We start from the raw sequence: 21,063 nt of genomic DNA, 5'->3' as shown, positions 1-21,063 counted from the left end.
CAACGCGTTCCAAAATACCAAGGAGCATTCAATGCATCTTCGTAGATTTCCACTCCTTTGTTCACTTTGGCTTGCGGTAGCTTCGCCGGCCCTCTTGCATGCGTCGATCGCTGACGGACCGCTCGGCATCTTTGAAGGACAGAGCGATGTTGGAACGGTGCTGCATCCGGGTAGTGCACACTATGACGCCGGGCAGCAGAACTACACGATAAGCGGCAGCGGGGAAAACATGTGGTTCGGTGTGGATGACTTCCACTTTGTCTGGAAGAAGATGAGTGGCGATGTCGCTCTGTCCGCCGATATTGCGTTCGTGGGCAATAAGGGAAACGACCACCGGAAGGCCGTTCTGATGATTCGTCAGAGTTTGGATGGTGTCTCACAGGCAGTGGATATTGCGCGACATGGCGACGGGTTGACATCGTTGCAGTTCCGCACGAGCAGGAGCGATGACATGCACGAGGTGGAGTCGAACCTCTCTGCGCCTACCCGCGTGCGGATCGAGAAGCGAGGCGACTATGTTTATGCCTATGTGGCGGATGTAAACGGTAGGCTGCGACCGGCGGGTGCTTCGATCAAACTGAAGTTTGGCGGTGACTTTTATGTGGGTTTGGGTGTTTGCTCGCATGACAAGGACGTCACGGAGACGGCGGTCTTTTCGAAGGTGCGGCTCACTCCCTTACCTCCCGGCAAAGGAGAGCCCGTTCTCTACAGCACACTGGAGACGGTGACGGTAGCTTCAACTGACCGTCGCGTCGCTTACGTAGCGCCGAAGCATTTCGAAGCGCCGAACTGGTCGCGGGACGGCGCGTTTTTGATCTTCAATCAGGAAGGAACAATTCGACGTCTCGCTGTCGGGGGCGATGATCCTGCGCTTGTTCAGACTGGAGACAGGACACAGTGCAATAACGATCATGGGATCTCGCCTGATGGCAGCAGGCTCGCCCTCAGCGATCAATCAGCGGGCGACAGGATATCGCATATCTATGTGGTGCCGATAGCAGGTGGAACGCCACAGCAGGTGACGCCGAAAGCTCCGTCTTACTTTCATGGATGGTCTCCGGACGGAAGTACGCTGGTATTTACAAGAGAGCGGAATGGCAAGTTCGATATCTACGCGATTCCGGTGACGGGCGGACAGGAGAGGCGCCTCACAGAGGCGACTGGGTTGAATGACGGGCCGGAGTACTCTCCAGATGGCGCGTACATTTACTTCAACTCCGGACGGTCAGGGACCATGCAGATCTGGCGAATGCGCACGGATGGCAGCGCGCAAGAACAGGTCCTAGCCGATGAAAGCAATGACTGGTTTTCGCACATTTCGCCGGACGGACGGTGGTTGGTTTTTCTCGCGTATGACAAGGGCGTGCAGGGACATCCGGCGAATCAAGATGTGGAGTTGCGACTGATGTCGCTGAGCGACAAGAAGGTGCACGTGCTGGCCAAACTGTTTGGCGGTCAAGGAACGATGAACGTAGCGTCCTGGTCTCCAGATAGTAAGAAACTGGCATTCGTTAGCTATGAATTGATCGCTCAGCCGGAGGTTCCGATCGAGTAATCTCTGCAAAGCGCATGCTTCCGGAGCAAAACGATGCCTGTGCGATCAGAAGTGATCACACAGGCATCGTTTTGCTTTCCTGATAGTCGTGAGACAACTATCTCTGCTTGTTGACGGTAATCGACTGAGGCGTTGCATTCCAGCCACGAACTGCAATCTCAGGGTTACCCTTGGCTGCGCTAATGGGGTATTCGATCTCAATTTCGCGGGTTTCGCCCGGCAGCAACGAGATGTAGTTGTCCGAGAAGTAGGCCGGCAGGATGCGTGTCTTATCTTTGGAGTCGAGCAGGGTGAGCTTGTTTGCGAGACTTACTACGGCCGTGGAGTTGGTCAGTTGAACCTTGACCTTGACGGTGTCGCCAGAGGCAACAGAGGCGGCTGCCGCCTTCAAAAGCGTTGGAGCGAGCTGGTTGAGTTCACGGTAGGAAGCGGGTTTAGCTCCAAGCCAGTAGAGGTTTTGCGAGACGATGTTGCCGGTGGCGTCCAGCAGCTCAAGTTTTACGATGACCATGCCTTTGGCGAGGTAGGGAGCCAGATCGAGTTTGAAGCTGCTGGCCGGAGAGTCTGCGGCAATATCCTTTTGCTCTTTGGCCTGAAAGAGGAGTGCGTTGGCAAGTGAATATATTCTGGCGCTTACTGTAAGGCCGGTACGAGCGATGGTTGTGGTGTTGATGACATCGACCTGATGGGTGGCGAGGTTGAGCTGGATATGGACTGGCTCGCAGGCTTTGCGGGTGCCATAGAACGATGCCTGAGTGTCATAGTCTGCGCTGAGAATCTGCCACATAGTGCTAGGCCATGCGGGCTGGGTCATCCACAACATACGTCCACTGTTGGGGGACCACAGGTTGGCGTTCATGCCCTCGAAGATGGCTCTGTGATCGACGTAATTGAGCATTTGAGCTTTGCGCTCAAAGTCTGCGAGGCCAGTGGGTGCGCCGAATTCGGCCTGGATCTCATCCATGAAAGGAGCGACATCGCCGTTTCCGCTCTGGTGCCAGTCGTGATAGGCCCAGACGTCGTCGATTGGCCACTGGTCTTCCTTGGGCGTGGTGCTCTGGAAGGATTCGAGCGTGGACATGGAGGGGGTCCCGGTCTCGACGGAGAAGCCGCGGTTGAGCGTGGTGTAGTAATGTGCGGGATCCTGATAGCGATAAGGGCCGCTTCCCTGCAGGTTGACCTGATTAGAGCTGGGCGAGTAGTAGCGGGTGCCGTCCAAGGTACGCACCAGGTTGTCGAGCCCCATGCTGATGATGGGTTGAGGGACACCTTCGTTGCGGCCGCACCATAGGACGATCGAGGGATGATTGCGGAAGTGCTTGATGGTGTCGCTGGCGTTGGCGAGGAAGAGAGCGGGATCTTCAGCTTCGATGTTGTAGTTCTGAGTGGATTCCCAGAAGTCGTTCCAGACAAGCATGCCATACTCGTCGGCGAGATCGAAGAAGGTCTCTTCGGTGCTTTGACCGACCCAGTTGCGGATGATGTTGAGGTTCGCGTCGCGGTTGAGGCGGAAGTAAGGCTCAAGATGAGCGCGAGAGACGCGCTTGCGAGAGTCGTCCATCCCCCAGTTGCCACCGCGCGCTGCGATGCGAACGCCGTTGACCTTGATGACCAGGTACGGGGCGGCGCGCGTATCGTCCAGGATGCGAATGGAGGGAGAGTTTTCGCCGCCTGCAGCGAGTGAGGCTACATGGGAGTGATAGCGTTCGCGCTGGGCCTCGGGAACATCGGGAATGTTGAGCGCGATGGCATCGGCGGACGGAATCTCGCGCATACCCTCGTGGCTGATGTCGACGACGGGCTGCGAGGAGCCTCGGGCATCAGTGGGGGAGAACTCGACGCGGCGGAGGTGGCCAGTGCTGTCGAGAAGGCTGAGCTCGTAGCTAATCTCGCGAACGCCAAAGCGAACGTCTTTAGTGTCAGAGATAGAGAGTCCATCGTTGACGGTTAGCTTGAGGTGGTAAAGCTCCGGGCTGCCATAACCGTTGGGCCACCAGAGGCGGGGGTGCTGCAAGTTGAGTTGCGCGAACTCGGCAGGGGTGAGCCTGACAACGCTTTCGCCTGGTGGAAGGGTGATTGTCTTTCGAAGTGTGGTCTGTTCGATGGTGGCTTCGAGGGTTGATTGGATTGGTTGGCTGGAGAAGTTAGTGACCGGCACATTGATGTCGATAGATGCTTGGGTGGTGTCGTGATGGGGAAAGGAGGTAATGACCTGTGTGTCGCCGAGTTTGAGGCGATGAGTGACCTTGAGGAGGACAGGCTGCCAGATGCCGCTGTTGCGATCGCGGATGGCGGGAATCCAGTCCCAGCCTTCGGTGGCGAGGAAGGTTGGACCGTCGAGCTCCATAGTGCCACCGTTCTCCCCGGGGCCGCCAAGGACGGATTGCTCCTGCGGTATGCCAGGGTGTGGCGGAGGAGATATACGGACAGCGATAATATTTTTCTGGCCAGGCTTGAGCAGAGCGGTGACATCGAAAGTTCCTCGCTGAAAGGCTCCTTTAATCGTGCCTAGAAGAGTTCCGTTGAGCCACACAGACGCCTTATAGTTGATGCCCTGAAAGGTGAGCTCGACGTGATTGCCAGATGCCGGCGGCATGGAAACGGGAAGGAGGAACTCGTTTCTGTACCAATAGTCCTGTTTGTTGAGAGACTCGGGGATGGCCAGGTTGTTGAGGCCAAAATCAGGATCGGGATACATGCCGTCATCGATCATGGTCGTAAGAACAGTTCCGGGAACGGTTGCGCGCATCCAGTCTTTCGAGCTGTAACCAGATGCGCTCAGCAGTGCGCCATCGGCTTCAACCTTCGGGGCTTCGCGGAGACTCCAGCCATCGACGAAGGACCACTCCCCTGGGCCGGTCTGGGCAAGAGATTCACCCATGGGTGGACGTTTCATCACAATTGGACGCGAGAAGGAGGCGCGGCTCTTGGGCAGGGTAGATGGCTCCTGAGGGGCGCGATAACCAGCCTGGCCGCGGGTCTGGAACGGCCATGGTTTTGAGGCCTCCTCAAACTGGATGACCGCGAAGTCGGGAGGAGACTGATGGAGGGCATGGACGTCAGCGTCCGACATCGCACGACGCAGCAGGGTAAAGTCGGCAATTTGGCCACCGAAGTGTTTTCCCGTGCTGGACGGATCAGGGGGCGCCATTTGGAGAAGAGCGTTGGTACTGCCCAGCACGAGGGGGCCGCTAGCTATGGGCTGCCCGTCGCTATAGAGATGAAAACGGGTGCCGTCGAAGGTCGCTGCAAGAAGGTGCCATGCGCCTGGTTTCATTGCGGCGGGACCGGAAAGCTCATTGCCTTCACCTAGCCACAGGGTGACTTTGCCTGCTTCGAGGCTGAGATAGCGAGGGTACTCTGCCGTGGTGCTGCCCAGGCCTGCGACCAACTCGCGTCCGCTGATGGGCTCGCTGGTATTAATCCAGCAGAAGAGCGACCAAGGGGAGTCGGCCAGTAGAACGGGGGCGTGCACGTTGGGAAGAGGCATGCGGAGCCCGATGCCGTCGGGAAGGAAGACGCCGCTGTAGGGACCGTACTGCGGTGGCTCGCTCGTGGGCGAGAGCTGGGCCGCGGCGAATGAAGAGCAGGTAGCAAGCCCGGTCGTCATCGTTAAGACCAGTGATAAGACTAGTGATCTTTTTCGGGGCGAGTCACGCTGGGTTGAGGTGTATTGATCGATAGGCGGCATGGACGAGCTTTCTCCTTGAACCGCGATAACGATATCATGACAAAAGACAAGGGGCATAATGCCGCGTCCGTTCCTATGGCGAACGATGGAAGGATGAAGACTGGGATTATGCCCGCTTCGAGTTGAAGGACTTCAACACCTTTCGAGCAGTACAGCCGCAGGACTCCCGGATGATCAGTTCAACCGGAAGAATAATCTGCTGGCCAGAGAGAGAGACGTCTTTTTGTTCGAACCTCGCAAAGAGAAGCTCCGCTGCGACTCGACCCAGCTCGAGCGAGGGCTGGCGTACGACGGTGACTGCTGGATTGAAGATGTCTGCCATTTCGAAGTCGTCAAAACCTATGATGGCCACGTCGTCGGGCACGCTGACGTTGAGACGGGACAGTGCATGCAGTGCATTACGCATGACGAGGTTGTTCCCCATGAAAAAAGCAGTGGGAGGCCTGCGCCCAGTGAGCGCCTTCTGGATGAGAGCGAAGGTCTCTTCCAGGGTGCTGCAGACGAAGTGCTGGCTGGGGGTGAGTCCAGCCTCCCGCATGGCCTTAGAGTAGCCTTCGTATCGCTCGGTGAGTGTATAAAGCTTTTCGGAGAGGCCTAAGTAGTCGATTCGCTTGTGGCCGTGTTCGATGAGATGTTTGACGGCGGTCGTCGCACCTTTTTGATTTTCTACCAGCACGCTGTTGAAGCGATGCCCTTTGACAGGGCGATCGAGCATGACGATGTGGGTCGAATAGAACTCCGGGCGGTCAAAGCGAGACTTGCCTATGGAGGCGGGAATGACGGCGAGACCTTCGACGTGATTCAAAACCATGAGGTTGGCTTCGATGAACTCCATACCGGCGTCTTCATCCGAGGTGGTGACGTTGACGCTGTACTGATACTTCTTCGCGACGAGACTGATGGCGTGCGCGCAGTTGGCGAAGAACGGATCGTAGAAATTGGGGACGATGATACCTATGGACTTCGACTTGGCCTGGCGGAGCGCACGCGCTACAGGATTGGGGTGGTAGTTAAGCTGCTGGATCGCCTGATGGACGCGGTCCCTGGTCTCTTCGTTGACTGGGGCGCTGTCGTTGAGAACGCGTGAGACAGTCATGGTGGCCACCCCGGCCAACTCTGCGACGTCGCTCATCCTTGCTTTGCGTGGCAGCAAACGAACCTTCCTAACAGTTGCGGAGTTCAGAGTAACGGGCTAACCGGCTCGGTCCTAAACTAGCCGTGTCCAAAGTTACGAAAACTCCTCATTAAACGATTGATCTAACGGGGTCCGAAGCGACGGGCTCCTTCGAACATTTGAGCATACTCTAGAAAACGCACTCCAGGATAGCTGAAAAGGAAGTCTTTAGGATTGACTTCAGCAAGTGCGAAGGCAGGCCAATTCATCTCAGATTTAGGGTGTGATAACGATATCAAATTATGTAGATTCCGATTAGAAGACCGTGTTACAACGGTTCGTGCTTTTCCGGTCGTACAAGAGGTCGAACCACCTCCAGTGCGAGTCAGGCAAAGCTGTTTCTTCTCTTACGGTGTTTACGAGGTCTTATGTCCGCGTTGCGCAGCATCATAGCCTTTCTTGTGTTCGTTCCTGTCGTGTCATTCGCGAAGACCATTGTATTTTGGCAGCCAGGGTTTCCCACATTGGAGAGCGAGCCGATCGAACAGGCGACGTTGAGTCGAGCCCTGGACGGATTGAATCCGGTGTTCGCCGACGTAGCAAAATTGAACGATGATGCGACGCTGAAGGATGCGGAGCTACTTGTGCTGCCGTACGGTTCAGCAATTTCGACCGATGCATGGAAGAGTATTGAGCGCTATTTGGATGCGGGAGGGAACCTGCTGATTCTTGGCGGACAGCCGTTGCGTGTGCCAGTGAGTTTGAACCATGGCAGCTACCAGCCCGAAAGGCCACAGGACAGTTATGCGAAAGTGCTGGGAATGAGGCACACCTACGAGGTGCCGGTGCCACCGGATGCATCCTTTCTCTGGAAACCGGGGTATGAAAGCGGTTCCGCGCCTAAAGTGAGGGGTAAGCATTTCTTTACAGTGGAAGGCCGATTGAACGGTCTTGGCTATATGAGCGATTCGAGCGGGCTACTGGTAGCAGCACCCGTAATCGTCGCGGACCACAATGGAACGAGCATGGCTGGCGGGCGCTTTGTTGCGCTCGACTTTGATCCCATGCCTGGCTACTGGGCGAGCGGCGATGGCACCTCGCTGATTCGCAGGGCGGCCTTGTATGCGCACCAGGGTGCCACGGTGTTCTCGGTGGAGACCCTGTTTTCGGTACTGAGGCCAGCGGAGAGCCCGCAGCTGAGCGTGCATGTCCAACATCGGCAAGTATCAAACGTGTCGGAGGGCGAGGTTAAGGTCAAGCTCCTCTTCGGAGAGAACGTCGTTGATTCGGCGACGCTCAAAGCGCCGGCAAGCGATAGCGCAGAGATTGCGATTCCCTTCCACAAACCCCTCGTGCCAGGGTTCTATCAAGTGACCGCGGCGTATAGCCAGCATGGCGAACCTCGCGAATTTTATCGGAATGGCTTCTGGGTCTCCGCGCCTGAGGCTTTGCATGACGGCCCTGAGCTGGGAGTGCACGCGGATTACATCACCAAGAATGGAGTTCCCTTCTTTCCAGTCGGAACAAACTACTTTACGACGGAGGAGAATGGCTGGGACTTTTCGAGTCCGAGAAACGCGGCGATCTGGGAGAAAGACTTCACCGAGATGGAGAGCCATGGGGTGAGCTTTGTACGTACGGGCGTTTGGATGCCAAACGCCCGCTTTATCGATGGGGATCTTGCCGGCGCGAACGAGCGCTTTATGCGTAATCTGGAGGCTTTTCTGCTGTCAGCTCACCGACATCATATCGCGATCAACTTTACCTTTTTCGCCTTCTCGCCGAAGTCGGGCAATATTCGGCAGGCTGAAGGAACTGCACCTTTACCGAATCCCTACCTGGATGATGATGCGATTCGCGCGGAGCAGGCCTACGTTCGTTCGGTCGTGGAACGGTTCAAGAAAGTTCCCTGGCTGTGTTGGGACCTGATCAACGAACCGAGCTTCTCGAACCCACGGCAGATCTTCAAAGGCAACTATCCCAACGCCGACCCCGCTGAGGTTGCAGCGTGGCACGTATGGCTTCGACAGCACTACAACTCACTGTCCGCTCTCGCCGACGCGTGGTCGGTCACGCCGGAGCAACTTGGAAGCATGGATGCTGTTCCGCTGCCATCCATTACAGACCTGAACTACACGCGCTATGGGAATGCGATGCAGGTGCGTGCACTGGACTATAACCTCTTTGCACAGGATATGTTCTCCGGCTGGGTGCGAACGATGGTGTCGACGATCCGCGCTACCGGCAGCACGCAGCTCGTTAATGTGGGTCAGGATGAAGGTGGCGTGACGGACCGCGTCTTGAACCAGTTTTATGGCGAGGCAGGAGTTTCATTCACGACAAACCATACTTATTGGCAGGATGATGCGCTGCTGTGGGACTCGGTGGCTGCCAAGCGTCCGGGCATGCCCAACATCACAGGCGAGACAGGCTACCAACCGGTGTGGGCGCCGGATGGAGCGTGGCGTTACGACGAACTTACGGGCCTGGGCCTGACAGAGCGAAAATGGGCCCTGGGATTTGCGGCCGGCAGTAGTGGTGCCATGCAGTGGGACTGGGCGCGCGAGGTGGACTTTGGTATGCAGCGCAGCGATGGGTCCGCGAAGTTGTGGGAGAACATGATGCGCGATCTCGGGCGATTTGCCCAGGCTGCGGCTCCGTATGCGACTGGCTTTGTGGCACCGCAGGTTGCGATAGTGCTGCCTCAGTCGCTACAGATGTCAACACTCAATGGATATGCGCTCAGCGCGCAGCAGAATGCCGTCCGCGCTCTCTACCAGTATGCGAGGGGCGAGGCTTACGCTGTCGGCGAGTACCAGATCGATCTACTTGGAACACCGAAGTTGATCCTGCTTCCTTCGCCAATGGGATTGACCGAAACTGCATGGCAGGCCATCGAACAGAGGGTGAGAGCTGGCGCGACGCTGTTGGTGACTGGACCATTTGACGGAGATGCACATCTGCATTCCACGGGAAGGCAGAACAAGGTGGGCCTGCCGTACACCACGGAGGCACTGAACATTCGTCACGAGCACATGGTGTGGCCCGGAGGCGATGACCTCTTCCTGTTCGGGGAGAAGAAGACAACGGTACTCTCGACCGCAAAGATGACAGACGGCAAACAATGGGAGGAGATATCTCTGGGGCAGGGACACATTTTTTTTGCCGCGCTGCCGCTGGAGATGAGCGACGATCTGCAGGCGTTAGGCCGGGTCTACCGGTATGCGATGCAGGAGGCGGGAGTGAGTTCTGCCTATACGACGTCACAGGTAGATCCGGGAATTCTCATCTGCGCCACGACTTATCCAGACGCCACGCTTTACGTGGTGACCTCGGAGACAAAGCAACAGACGGTGACCTTCCGCGACGGGCGCAGCAAGAAAGAGTTTTCGAGCCCACTATCGCCGGGACACGCTGCCATTGTGCTGATCAGCAAAGACGGCCGGATGCTCGCGAACTATCACTGGAATCGGGAGTAACCGATTGGGGGACACGCATGACTGGATGGCTGCTTCCTACACTCTGGGCGGTGATGAATGTTCACAACTCGGCACGCTCAATTCGCATTCCCTCGGCGACTCGTCCATATTCTGTTATTGAACTTTTGGAGCTCTGCGAAAGTTTGTTACGGCCGAGTCTTCATAATTGTGTTCAACTGCCGTGAGGAACATGTGCATATTTAACCCATAGCAACCGGAAATGGCTAAGAGATCCACGACTACAGTGTTTGATTCACAGCCGTGTCGAGGATTGCGTCCTTGGCAGCACGGCTCAGGCTGACCCGAATGTCTCTAGCGTGACGGAATGCGAAAGCATCCGGGGAAGTCGGAGCAGTAATCGCTAAAAAGTCCGCACGTTCTACATCGTCGAGAACGAACGAGGGCCGCCCATCCTTTGCCATAGGAGCGATCTCCACGTGACTCATCTCAAGATGGCGCAAGTGTCGCAGGAAAAACCCTTGTGCAGGCATCGGACCGAATACGCCGGGGTCAGGGTACTTGTCGGCATCTTCAGGTGGAACGATCTTTGCTTGTTCTGTACTCATGCCTCCCTTGTGCTGCATGTAGAAATTTGCGATCTTGATGTCTTCGATTGGATAACCTGGAATCCCGGAGAGGATGTTGCCGATGTTTGCATCCGAATTATAGGACACGATGTTGGAGACCAAAATGCGGCGTAGGGCGCCTACTCTGGTCGAATCTTTCGGTCCACGTAGGCGCGCACCGAGCCGAAAGAATAATGGCCCGTAGATAAGATTGCGCATGCTGATGTTGGAGATGGTAATGTCTTCGCACAAGGCTCCATCTTCACTCTCAAGCGAGAGGCTGTTGCAACCTTCGAAGACGCAGTTGGTAATGGTAATGTTCCTAAACCCACCATTCGATTCGGTCCCGCATTTAATGCGTCCGGTCCGGTAGATGTTTTCGCCTGCCGGGAAATTCTTATAGCTACCGTCGAGTACAGTGCCTAATTGGTAGTAGCCGGTGACAGTGCATCCTGTGATGGTGACATTCTCAGTTGCTCGCGCATAACCAAGCGCATAGCTCGATTTGGGGCAGATTCCGTCATCCCAGGGCGAGTTCACAGTACAATTCGAGACGTGAACGTTCTTGCAACAATCGAGATCTATTCCGTCGCGATCCGTGTCGATCGTGAGGTTGTCGATCGTTAGATTGTCCACCCCTGTAAGTAACAGGCCGAAGTGTCCGCCTTTGAGAATACTGAAATCCCGAAAAATGACGTTGCGGCAGTTCTTCAATGCGATGGCTTTGTTACCAACGCCCGGTTGTTCTGCGTCGTAGATCGGGTAGTCGCCACGGCGCTCACCCTTGATCCAACCGCCGAACGAAAGCCCCTTACCGTAGATAAGCCCCGGACCGCTAATTCCAACGTTATGGAGATCCTCTCCCCAAATTAGTGAATTGTGCCAGTGATTGTGACCGTAATCCTGATAGGTGTCGTATGCGGTCTTCGGCTCTGCGGCATCGTACTTCCCTCCCATTTCACCTGTCGTCTGACCTGGCAACGGAGAGGAGGCGGCAAGGATCGTCGCGCCCTGCGAAAGATAGAGGTGCACTTGGCTGCGAAGGCGTATGGAAAAACATAGATAGGTCCCAGCTGGAACCACGACCGTTCCCCCACCAGCACCCGCTGCAGCGTCAATCGCTGCATTGATGCCCGCGGAATCTAAAGTTCTGCCCGATCCGGTCGCTCCATAAACACGCACATCGAAGAACAAGGGAGTCGTCACAGGGGTGGTCGAGTCGCTCTGAGCAAAGACAGGCTTGGTGGCGAGGCCCGCAAGGGCGAAAGGCACGATTTTGAGCATGCTACGGCGCTGGTCATTCATTCAAATAAGCTTACCAAGCCCCGAGTAAAGAGATCGCTTCGCCCAAACGATGAGAAATCTGCCTTACCCGCGATAAGGGAAAGAGCACCATTTCAGTGATATCATTCCGGATACACTTGGCGGGACGTGCGCGCCATCCAGCGGCAGCCGCACTCGTGTGGTTTGTTTCTTTTATCTATCGGCCGATGCAGGAAAACAGGCCATCCAAACTGGTCAATCGCGTCACATTGATTTTGGTAACTGACACGTCTCTCACAGCTCTACACGGTAATCGAGTGCAGATTTCAGGGCAGATTGATCGATCTTCGCCTCCAGTTCTATTTCTGTTTCTCCAAGCTGTCGAGATAACTCTGCAATGCCGTCCTTCTCTCGGACTGTGTCGATGCTGGCTACACCGCGATGCATTCTCTCTGGCGCATCACTGGTCGTCACAGGTAGTGGCAGCTTAACGGCGACCCTATTGAATAGAGGATCCATGACTACGGGCACCGTCACTTTTCTAGATGTAACCTCCGGCGTCGGACACAAATCTGCTTAAAGAAGCTTCGCAAGCTTTTGCTTAGACTGTCATCGATGTCGATGGATTTTGATGGCGTTGTTCTACGGACTTACAGCACGTTCCGCAGGACGTTCACGTCGCTTCTCGCGAGGTGCTGCGGACGTGGTGATAAAGTGATCGACCTTGCCAGGCGAAGCTTATGCGCTGACAATCTAACCCAAATCTCGGAGGGACGAAATGAACGATCAATTGCAATCACCAACTGATGAAAAGAGCCTTCGGATCTCTCTTTCTGGATTTGACCTGGTCAATTCCCCGCGTCTTAACAAAGGAACCGCGTTCACCGATCACGAGCGCGATGTATTTGACCTACACGGGCTATTGCCACCGCATGTGGGAAGTCTCGATGAACAGATTAAGCGCCGCCTCGAAGCTCTGCAAGCTCAGCCGAATTCCTTCAGTAAATACAGCTTTCTTCGAGACCTGCAAGACACGAACGAGACAGTATTTTATGCGCTTCTTGCTCGAAATATCGAGGAGATGCTCCCTCTGGTCTACACACCAACTGTGGGTGAAGGCTGTCAGCGCTTCAGTGAGATATGGAGAAAGCCTCGCGGCTTGTTTCTCAGTTATCCGAATAAGGAGCGCATCGACCAGATACTGAGTCATTCAAGGTATGACGATGTGAAATGCATCGTCGTCAGTGATGGGGAACGAATCCTGGGACTGGGAGATCAAGGTGCAGGAGGGATGGGAATCCCTATCGGGAAGATGGCTCTTTACACTGCACTTGGCGGAATTCATCCGGAGAACTGTCTTCCGATTCTGCTCGATGTTGGAACGGATAACGAAGACCGGCTGAAGAACCCGCTCTACATCGGATGGAGGAATCACCGGATCCGCGGCCAGGCCTACGATGATTTCGTCGACGTCTTTGTGCAAAGCGTGAAGAAGCGCTGGCCACATGTCCTTTTGCAGTGGGAGGATTTTGCAGGCTCTAACGCTGCGCGGCTTCTAGCCCGCTACAGAGACCAGCTATGCACCTTCAATGATGACATTCAGGGCACGGCAGCTGTAGCTACTTCAACATTGCTCTCGGCCATCAATGTAACTGGCGTTCCACTCGAGCAGCAAAAGATTGCGATGGTCGGCTTCGGAAGCGCGGGTATCGGTATTGCTGACCTATTGACGAAGTTTCTGCAGGATAAAGGCCTCACAGAAGAGCAAGCACGCAATCGCTTCTATGCAATCGATCGCTACGGCCTCGTGACAGAAGAGGGTAAAGATGTACGCCCGGAGCAGCTACCCTATGCGCGTAAAGAGCAGGAGGTGCGGGGATGGAAGCAGCCCAATGGAGAGATCACTCTGCTCGATGTGGTTCGCAACGCAAAGCCATCCGTGCTCATCGGGGTCTCTGGCCAGACAGGAGCCTTTGATGAACAAGTGGTCAAGGAGATGGCAAAGTATTCGGATCGTCCCATCATCTTCCCGCTTTCTAACCCCACCTCGCGGAGCGAAGCCACAGCCCAAGACTTGATAGATTGGACTGAAGGAAGGGCGCTAGTCGGGACTGGCAGTCCGTTTCAGCCGGTCAACGTCGGCGGAAAAAAAATTCCCGTTACTCAAACAAATAATTCGTACATCTTCCCTGGACTGGCTCTTGGAATCATTGCATCAAAAGCGAAGCGTGTGACTGACACGATGGTAAAGGCCGCTGCTGAGGAATTGGTTCGCCAGCTGCCTACTCAGAAGGACAGGCACGCAGGCCTGCTGCCGCCAATTGCCGATGCGCGGAGGATTGGTCGCCTCATAGGAGAGGCCGTGGGAAGACAAGCAATTAAGGATGGACAGGCACAGGTCGCGGACGAGAATGCATTGAGACGTGAACTCGAGACAAATATTTGGGAACCTGTTTACGTTCCGTACAAACTGAAATAATACGATGGTTCAGGAAGCTCCTAGCAAACAATCCTTCTGTACATCATTAGGTTAGAAATCGACAGATAAGGGGAATAACTATGAACGATGCAGACACCCGGTTTGAGAAGGACTCTATGGGCGAGGTGGCAGTCCCCGCCGGCAAACTCTGGGGAGCGCAGACACAGCGCTCGCTTGAGCATTTCAGCATTGGGACAGACCTGATGCCGAGAGAGATGATCGCCGCGTACGCCATCTTGAAGAAAGGCGCGGCCAATGCAAATCGTGCCGGCAAGCATCTGGATGAGCAGCGCCATTTGTTGATCGTTCGCGTGTGTGATGAAATTCTTGCTGGGCAACATCAGGATATGTTTCCTCTCCATGTTTGGATGACGGGCAGTGGCACACAATTCAACATGAACGTGAATGAGGTGATCTCGAACCGCTGCTCCCAACTAGCGGGCACCGCTCTCGGAAGCAAAACTCCGGTTCATCCTAACGATCACGTGAACATGTCGCAGTCGTCGAACGATTCGTTTCCATCCGCGATGCACATTGCGGCAGTCGTCAACGTCAAGCAACGGCTGCTTCCCGCAGTAAACCAGTTGCACGATGCTATCGATGCTAAGGCTGCTGAGTGGAAAGATATCGTGAAGATTGGTCGCACGCACATGCAGGACGCGACGCCTCTGACGCTCGGTCAGGAGTGGTCGGGATATGCCGCCATGCTCCAGGACAATGTGGAACGGATTGAAGACGCACTGAAGGGTGTCTACCGTCTCGCACTTGGGGGCACGGCGGTCGGCACTGGGATTAATGCTCCTCCCGGTTACGCCGAGGCGGTGGCGACCGAGATTGCCCTGCTGACCAGTCTGCCTTTCGTTACCGCACCGAACAAGTTTGCGGTGCAAGGCGCTCATGATGCGCTGGTACAACTTTCTGGAGCTCTACGCACTCTGGCTGTGTCGCTCTACAAAATCGCAAATGACATCCGACTCATGTCCTGTGGTCCGCGCGCAGGATTTGCGGAACTATTGATCCCCGAAAACGAACCCGGTTCTTCGATCATGCCCGGGAAGGTGAACCCAACTCAGGCTGAAGCACTCACAATGATTGCCGTGCAGGTTATGGCAAATGACGTCGCTGTGGGTTTTGGGGGCGCCGGAGGGTATCTGGAGATGAATGTTTACAAGCCACTGATCATATTCAATATCACCCACTCCATCACGCTCATGACCGATGGTTGCACAAACTTCCGCAAATTTCTCGTCCAGGGTACGAAGCCTAACCTAAAGAAGATTAAGGAGTACGTAGAACGTTCGCTGATGCTGGTGACCGCGCTCTCGCCAATCATCGGTTACGACAAGTCATCCCAAATCGCACACTACGCGATGGACAACGACCTTACACTGAAGGCAGCCTCGTTGAAACTCGGTTTCGTCACCGAGGAAGAGTTTGATCGTGTGGTCGATCCGGCACAGATGGTCATGCCTCATGTTGCAGAAGCGACCGAAAATTAGCGCGGAAATCCTTATTTCGGTAGATATTTAACTTATGAGGAAAGACCTATGACCTTGGAGGACCGTTCTGACCTTGTCCTCGAATTTGCCCGAGTCCTATTTGTCAACGGTCAATCCACAGACCAAGTTTTGTCTTCCACAGAACGATTCGGTCGCGCGCTTGGACTATGCGCCCAGATCTTCCCACGTTGGGGAGAGTTGCAACTTCAGATTCAGGACGTCAACCAAAAGCTATTCTTCGTAGTAGCAGCTGATCCAACCGGCGTGGCAATGGGTCGCGTGTCCTCCGCGATGCAGGTGATGGAGGATCTCGACCAAGGTCTACTTGCGCCCCAAGCTGCGAAGGAGAAGATTCGTACGATCTCACAAACGCCGCCGATGCCGACTTGGCTGTTCACCCTGGCTGCAGCCGCTGGTGCCGCGGGCTTAGCGGTGATCTTTGGCGTCCAGCATCTGTCCGCAGCCATACTTATCTCACTAAGTGCAGCAGCCGGCGCCCTTCTCCGCCGCGTACTCGCACAATACAGCGCAAACGTCTTTGTGCAACCATTTGGTGCGGCGTTGCTAGCAGGCATTATTGGCGCTCTTGCGGTTCGTTATCAGCTTAGCTCGTCGCTGCGCCTAATCGCCGTTTGCCCGTGCATGATCCTGGTGCCCGGACCACCCTTACTCAATGGGATGTTGGATCTCAGCAAGGGCCGCATCCATCTCGGCACTGCCCGCATTATCTACGCGGGGCTCGTCGTTGGGGCGATCTCGGCTGGACTGCTCCTAGGACTTGCCCTTCTCAAGGCTTCCCTTCCTGTAGAGGAGGCCAGCAGGTCCGCACCCCTGTGGCTCGACGTGATAGCCGCCGGCGTTGCTGTCGCGGCCTACAGCATCTTCTTCTCCACGCCGCTGCGTATGCTGGCTTGGCCAGTCCCAGTCGGTATGCTTGCCCATGCTCTTAGGTGGCAGGTCCTTACTGTCCCTGGCTCCAACGCTGCGGTCGGTGCCCTGGTCGCTTGTCTCTTCGTGGGACTTATCCTCACCCCGGTCGCACGTCGCCGGCACATGCCGTTCGCAGCTATCGCCTTTGCCTCCGTAGTCTCGATGATCCCAGGTGTCTTTCTTTTCAGAATGGCCAGCGGCTTTGTCCAACTCGCTGTCGGCCAAAATACAACCTTACCGCTCATTACCGAGACAACAGCCGATGGCATGACCGCCGTATCTATCGTTTTGGCTATGAGCGTAGGCCTTATCGCTCCGAAGATGGTCATTGATCGTATTGGAGACAGATCGATACAGACGAAGCCCTAAGGAAAGAGACATATAGCATTGTAAGTTTCGGACTTCGGTATCCTTGAAGATCGTTCAGCAATGCGAGAACGCTCTACGCGTCCTTATTTCATGGCGAAAGTAGCGAAGCCGGTCCAAGACTCGAAGATCTCTAACTATTTGACCTTTTCAGGAGGGGCGGACATGACCGTAATGAGCGCGTCGTGGGAGGCCTGGTTTAGATTCTTGGCTTTGTCGAACTCCATTTTTGCTTCACTGGCCTTGCCCAGGGATCGGTAGAGACGGCCCATCCACATGTGAACGTTCACATCGTGAGGAGTAAGCGCGGCGGCCGCTTTGAATTCGCTCAACGCATTCTCTTTGTGATCAGCCTCTGCAAAGACAATACCAAGATTGAGATGGCTCATCGAGTTGGTGGGGTCGATCACTACCACCCTTTCCAATAGGGGCTTGGCATCTTCACTCTTGTTCAATTTAATATCTGAATCGGCGAGGTAGAGCATCGCCTTGGAGTAGTTAGGGGTATTCTCTAACCTCGGCTTGAACCTCCTGTGAAGCTTCCTGATACTGGCGCTGCGTCCACAACAGATAACCCAGACCGAAGTGCGCATTCGGCTCCTTGGGATTCGCCTGAACTGCGGCGCGAAACTCCAGTGTTGCTCCGTTGGGGTCTTTCATCTCGTCCAATGCTTCGCCAACAAGTGAAGAGCTGAATAGCTTCTTTGTATTGGCCATCCTTGAATAAGGCCAATCCCAAGTTTAAGCGTAAGCCTGACATATCGGGGTTGAGCGCCATGGCTCTGCGATAGAAGATAATCGCCTGCGGAAGACGCCCTTGGCAGGCTTCGAGGAGGCCCAATCGGGCGAGAGACACCGGATCGGTCGGATGAGCTTTGGATAAGGCATTCAGACCAGCTTCAGATTAGGTCCTATTCTCGCGTTGATTGATCTGTAGTGGAGTTGCCACCTGCGTTATAGCTTCCTGTGAATACAGGCTGAGGCCCAAGCCGGAGATTCCGAGTGTCAGGCAGATAGCTAATCTGTAGCTCAAAGTCCTCCCCTTCACATCGGTTCGATTTTCTCTCTACTAGGCAGGTCGCGCAATCGTCTGGGCGAATAGACGGCTAAAGAAGCACCAGAGTCCTGGCTTCAGCGCTATTTCGTCCCGGCAGTCTGCACCAACACCTCCACGCTTGGGACAATCATATCGATCAGAACCGCCTCAGGCTTTTCAAGATCTTTCAATTGAGACATCTGTTCCTTCTGAATCTCGATTGTTACTGGCAGATTGTTTTGTAAGCTGTCTAGGGCTACTAGTCCGATCGCGGCGGTCTTAGAAAGATTACGGGATAGCGGTTCCAGTTCAACGGTCAATGCAGATCGAGCGAGCGAAGGCTGAAGGACCGCATCGTTATCTCTCCACAGCACCAGCCATTGTCGGGCCTTCTGCCAATCTCCCGAGACCGCTTTTCCCGTTGAGATTCGCACAACAATTTGCTTGAACTCTCGTGCGGTGTCGCTTTCGGGTGGGACAGTATCGACCAGTTGGTTGAGAGGAGAAAAGGCATCATACTGCTTCAAACTTTCTCGCGCGTAGTCCCTGGGCGGCTGTACCACACTAGCAAGAACCTGAAGGGGAGTTGTGTCGGCGTAGTTGCTGAGCCGTCGAATAGCCTGCTCCCGAACGCTTTGGAAAGGAAGACCATAGTACGCGAGCTTCTGCGAGAAGATATCAAGACGCTCGTACATAGAGTCAACATCTTTTGCATCCTGCGCTGACCAGAGCCGTTCGGCGACTGCGGCGGTTCGCGGCCAGATTCGGCCATCAATCGTCTCCGGGGTGACATATTCGGTCCACATGGTCGCTTCGCCGCCAAGTATGTTGGCGGTTTGCTCCGGGGACAATACGATCTTGCCGTTCCCAAGTGGATCGATGTTGTAATGATCGGCTGCCGACTGATTCAAATCGACGTAGTAGCCGGCAGATAAGATTCCGCGATAGCCTCTCTGTGCCGCCTGTGCCAGCGACTCCTGACCACGCCATGACTGAATGACGACGTCTTTAGGCGTATCAGGCTGTAACACCTCGTCCCACCCTACCGTAGTTTTGTGGCGCTTGGTGACGAGCTTCTGCACTCTGCTCGTGAAATATGCCTGCAGCGCTGCGTTGTCCGCAATGTGATGGACTTGCATGTACCGTTTGACAGACAGATTAGCATCCCATTCTTTGCCGTTACACTCATCTCCACCGATGTGAAAGTAAGCGTCGGGGAAGAGCTCTGTCATCTCTCCGATGAACTCATCGAGGAAGTGATAGGTACTCTCTCGCGTAGGATCCATCGCGGGATCGAAGACTCCCCAGTGGCGTTCGATATGGTAAGGCCCGTTGCCACTGGCCAGAGCAGGGTAGCCGACAAACCAGGATGTTGCATGACCGGGCATATCGAACTCCGGAACGACGCGAATGCCACGGTCACGGGCGTATTCAATAATGGCTCGGACCTGATCCTGCGTGTAGTAGAGACCGTCAGAACCTTTTTCCTGCAGCATGGGGAAAGCTTTGCTCTCAATGCGGAAGCCTTGGTCATCAGAGAGATGCCAATGAAAGACATTCATCTTTACCGCTTCCATTCCGTCGAGATTCTGCCGGATTGCTTCCAGCGGCATAAAGTGGCGGCCTGCGTCGATCATGAGACCGCGCCAGGGAAAACGAGGCTTATCATCGATCGTTACTGCTGCGACTTCAAAGCCTGCAGGTGTCGTGCCTACCAATTGAAGAAAAGTCTGCAGTCCATGAAGCACACCGAGGGGATTGGGCGCCGTCAGCAATACTCCGGTCGCCGTAACCTCCAGATGATAAGACTCATCTTCTCCAAGTTGCTGCACGGTAGCACTCGGGCCTGCGGTACGTATGACAAGCTTGGCTGTTTGATCAGGCCCGGCGGGTATGTGGGCGGTCCCGGTTTCGCGGCTCAAGGTGTCGAGAAATCGATCACGAGCTCGCGTGAGGCGTGGCTCTGTATAGCCTTCAAAAACTATCTGCAAACCGGGGTCGACGAGCAGGCTGCCGGAGTACTGCACCGTGTTCGCAGGAAGAGGAATGATCGCCAGTGGTGTCTGTGCCTGCGCGGACCGATGAGCGAAGGGCAGCGTAGGACAAAGCGCTAGGATCGCGCAGCAGGCGCGCAGCAAACAGTAATTAAGCATGACGCCTTCTTTTGTCAGAGCGCCTCCGAGTTGTTTTGAAGGCGCAGACTATTATTCTTATAGATCGTCGCATCTACGGGTATTGCCGTGGCAGGGATATAAACCAGCGCGCGATATCGGTCTGCACGGTATCGCGAGACTGTAATCTCGATTGGTACACGGTCTTCGGTGATGGTATTTCGCGATATGGACAAGATGCCTGTCCTTGTAGGAATCTCCAACAGTCTAGACTCTTCGCGTGTTGCCGGCAGGATTTCGATTGTCTCAGCAGCCCAGGCTGCCTGAACACTAAATTCTTCGCGAAGCGTTTGGTAGAGCGACTGTTCAGTAAAGTTGATTCGTTCGATACCAGAAAAGCGGCTAAGTGAGAGATAGGCTTTCTGAACTGCCATCGGTATACCATCAGCCAGCCGTAGGCGATAGAGCCTCATCACTGGCGTTCCAACCTGGACTTCTAGGCTCTCCGCCAGCTCAACATCCGCATCGATCACTGCCTGCTCCAGCAGGCGCGAAGCTGGCACCATACCACGTCGTGTGATCTCTTCAGTAAAGCCCCTTAGCTGCGCCTGAGGCTTGTCGAGTTTTGGTTTCGTGACGAAGGTACCGCGCCCTCTCAGACTGCAGGCGTAACCACTCGCTTTCAATCCGTGTAGAGCTTCGCGTGCTGTCATCCGGCTGACGCGATAGGCGCGGGCCAAGTTCCACTCAGAGGATAGAAGATCTCCTTCCCGTAGTTCTCCTGAATTAATTTTATCGACCAGTGCACGTTGAATCTGAAAGTACAGGGGAACGAATCCGTTTCTGTTGAGAAGTCGCTCAGCGGATGCGATCTGAGACGAACCTGTCGGCACACGTTCACTAGTTTCTGCTCGGGCAGTCGGGATCATCGTCACCATCGTAAGTAGGTTTGGGTTCGTTAGTGGAAGCCAGTG

The 21,063-nt window shown here is 55.0% G+C and carries 13 protein-coding genes; 5 read left to right on the top strand and 8 right to left on the bottom strand.

The genetic code is table 11. The features are described from left to right. The first annotated feature begins 31 nt into the window (after nucleotides 1-31). Nucleotides 32-1,555: a PD40 domain-containing protein gene (locus GSQ82_RS05220; protein WP_158790939.1), complete on the top strand. Its 1,524-nt coding sequence runs from the start codon at nucleotides 32-34 to the stop codon at nucleotides 1,553-1,555. Between the two features lie 97 nt (nucleotides 1,556-1,652). Here GSQ82_RS05220 and GSQ82_RS05215 read toward each other — a convergent pair whose 3' ends face one another. Both GSQ82_RS05215 and GSQ82_RS05210 read right to left on the bottom strand, forming a co-directional pair. After that, nucleotides 1,653-5,165, bottom strand: a complete 3,513-nt coding sequence (locus GSQ82_RS05215) for a LamG-like jellyroll fold domain-containing protein (protein WP_158790938.1) — start codon at nucleotides 5,163-5,165, stop codon at nucleotides 1,653-1,655. Between the two features lie 187 nt (nucleotides 5,166-5,352). Then, on the bottom strand, nucleotides 5,353-6,378 hold the full coding sequence (locus GSQ82_RS05210) for a LacI family DNA-binding transcriptional regulator (RefSeq protein WP_158790937.1): 1,026 nt from the start codon (nucleotides 6,376-6,378) through the stop codon (nucleotides 5,353-5,355). A gap of 410 nt (nucleotides 6,379-6,788) precedes the next feature. Between GSQ82_RS05210 and GSQ82_RS05205 the strand changes: the two genes are divergently transcribed. Beyond that, nucleotides 6,789-9,839 carry a beta-galactosidase gene (locus GSQ82_RS05205; protein WP_158790936.1) on the top strand — a complete coding sequence of 1,017 codons (3,051 nt, stop codon included), beginning with the start codon at nucleotides 6,789-6,791 and terminating at the stop codon, nucleotides 9,837-9,839. 239 nt (nucleotides 9,840-10,078) lie between these two features. Here GSQ82_RS05205 and GSQ82_RS05200 read toward each other — a convergent pair whose 3' ends face one another. Both GSQ82_RS05200 and GSQ82_RS05195 read right to left on the bottom strand, forming a co-directional pair. Next, nucleotides 10,079-11,710, bottom strand: coding sequence for a glycoside hydrolase family 28 protein (locus GSQ82_RS05200; RefSeq protein ID WP_158790935.1), 1,632 nt, complete (start codon nucleotides 11,708-11,710; stop codon nucleotides 10,079-10,081). A gap of 252 nt (nucleotides 11,711-11,962) precedes the next feature. Beyond that, entirely contained in the window at nucleotides 11,963-12,187 is a 225-nt protein-coding gene (locus GSQ82_RS05195) for a hypothetical protein (RefSeq protein WP_158790934.1), read from the bottom strand. A gap of 259 nt (nucleotides 12,188-12,446) precedes the next feature. Between GSQ82_RS05195 and GSQ82_RS05190 the strand changes: the two genes are divergently transcribed. The 3 genes from GSQ82_RS05190 (at nucleotide 12,447) to GSQ82_RS05180 (ending at nucleotide 16,945) form a co-directional block, all read left to right on the top strand. Further along, nucleotides 12,447-14,147, top strand: coding sequence for an NAD-dependent malic enzyme (locus GSQ82_RS05190; protein WP_158790933.1), 1,701 nt, complete (start codon nucleotides 12,447-12,449; stop codon nucleotides 14,145-14,147). A gap of 80 nt (nucleotides 14,148-14,227) precedes the next feature. Then, complete coding sequence (gene fumC / locus GSQ82_RS05185) at nucleotides 14,228-15,646, top strand: class II fumarate hydratase (RefSeq protein WP_158790932.1); 1,419 nt, start codon at nucleotides 14,228-14,230, stop codon at nucleotides 15,644-15,646. A 48-nt stretch (nucleotides 15,647-15,694) separates the two neighbouring features. After that, nucleotides 15,695-16,945: a threonine/serine exporter ThrE family protein gene (locus GSQ82_RS05180; protein ID WP_158790931.1), complete on the top strand. Its 1,251-nt coding sequence runs from the start codon at nucleotides 15,695-15,697 to the stop codon at nucleotides 16,943-16,945. Between the two features lie 134 nt (nucleotides 16,946-17,079). On the opposite strand, the gene GSQ82_RS05175 is transcribed toward GSQ82_RS05180, so the two are convergent. The 4 genes from GSQ82_RS05175 to GSQ82_RS05160 all read right to left on the bottom strand — a co-directional run bounded on the left by GSQ82_RS05175 (nucleotide 17,080) and on the right by GSQ82_RS05160 (nucleotide 21,018). Next, nucleotides 17,080-17,427, bottom strand: a complete 348-nt coding sequence (locus tag GSQ82_RS05175) for a tetratricopeptide repeat protein (protein WP_158790930.1) — start codon at nucleotides 17,425-17,427, stop codon at nucleotides 17,080-17,082. Between the two features lie 13 nt (nucleotides 17,428-17,440). Further along, on the bottom strand, nucleotides 17,441-17,659 hold the full coding sequence (locus tag GSQ82_RS24945) for a tetratricopeptide repeat protein (RefSeq protein WP_254061435.1): 219 nt from the start codon (nucleotides 17,657-17,659) through the stop codon (nucleotides 17,441-17,443). Between the two features lie 420 nt (nucleotides 17,660-18,079). Then, entirely contained in the window at nucleotides 18,080-20,131 is a 2,052-nt protein-coding gene (locus tag GSQ82_RS05165) for a beta-N-acetylhexosaminidase (RefSeq protein WP_158790928.1), read from the bottom strand. A 14-nt stretch (nucleotides 20,132-20,145) separates the two neighbouring features. Beyond that, a complete protein-coding gene (locus GSQ82_RS05160) occupies nucleotides 20,146-21,018 on the bottom strand; it encodes a GntR family transcriptional regulator (protein ID WP_158790927.1) in 873 nt (290 codons plus the stop codon). Between the last annotated feature and the right edge of the window lie 45 nt (nucleotides 21,019-21,063).

It is taken from the genome of Granulicella sp. L60 (assembly GCF_009765825.1).
Lineage (GTDB): Bacteria > Acidobacteriota > Terriglobia > Terriglobales > Acidobacteriaceae > Edaphobacter.
The sequence above is the reverse complement of the archived record's forward strand: the minus strand, read 5'-3'. Positions and strand labels throughout refer to the sequence as shown.

What these genes read in the sequence shown, in the direction of transcription:
- GSQ82_RS05205 (WP_158790936.1), top strand. Translation starts at nt 6,789, where the DNA reads ATGTCCGCGTTGCGCAGCATCATAGCCTTTCTTGTGTTCGTTCCTGTC.
- GSQ82_RS05180 (WP_158790931.1), top strand. Translation starts at nt 15,695, where the DNA reads ATGACCTTGGAGGACCGTTCTGACCTTGTCCTCGAATTTGCCCGAGTC.
- GSQ82_RS05200 (WP_158790935.1), bottom strand. Translation starts at nt 11,710, where the DNA reads ATGAATGACCAGCGCCGTAGCATGCTCAAAATCGTGCCTTTCGCCCTT.
- GSQ82_RS05190 (WP_158790933.1), top strand. Translation starts at nt 12,447, where the DNA reads ATGAACGATCAATTGCAATCACCAACTGATGAAAAGAGCCTTCGGATC.
- GSQ82_RS05215 (WP_158790938.1), bottom strand. Translation starts at nt 5,165, where the DNA reads ATGACGACCGGGCTTGCTACCTGCTCTTCATTCGCCGCGGCCCAGCTC.
- GSQ82_RS05165 (WP_158790928.1), bottom strand. Translation starts at nt 20,131, where the DNA reads ATGCTTAATTACTGTTTGCTGCGCGCCTGCTGCGCGATCCTAGCGCTT.
- GSQ82_RS05175 (WP_158790930.1), bottom strand. Translation starts at nt 17,427, where the DNA reads ATGCTCTACCTCGCCGATTCAGATATTAAATTGAACAAGAGTGAAGAT.
- GSQ82_RS05195 (WP_158790934.1), bottom strand. Translation starts at nt 12,187, where the DNA reads ATGGATCCTCTATTCAATAGGGTCGCCGTTAAGCTGCCACTACCTGTG.
- GSQ82_RS05160 (WP_158790927.1), bottom strand. Translation starts at nt 21,018, where the DNA reads ATGATCCCGACTGCCCGAGCAGAAACTAGTGAACGTGTGCCGACAGGT.
- GSQ82_RS05220 (WP_158790939.1), top strand. Translation starts at nt 32, where the DNA reads ATGCATCTTCGTAGATTTCCACTCCTTTGTTCACTTTGGCTTGCGGTA.
- GSQ82_RS05210 (WP_158790937.1), bottom strand. Translation starts at nt 6,378, where the DNA reads ATGAGCGACGTCGCAGAGTTGGCCGGGGTGGCCACCATGACTGTCTCA.
- GSQ82_RS24945 (WP_254061435.1), bottom strand. Translation starts at nt 17,659, where the DNA reads ATGGCCAATACAAAGAAGCTATTCAGCTCTTCACTTGTTGGCGAAGCA.
- fumC (WP_158790932.1), top strand. Translation starts at nt 14,228, where the DNA reads ATGAACGATGCAGACACCCGGTTTGAGAAGGACTCTATGGGCGAGGTG.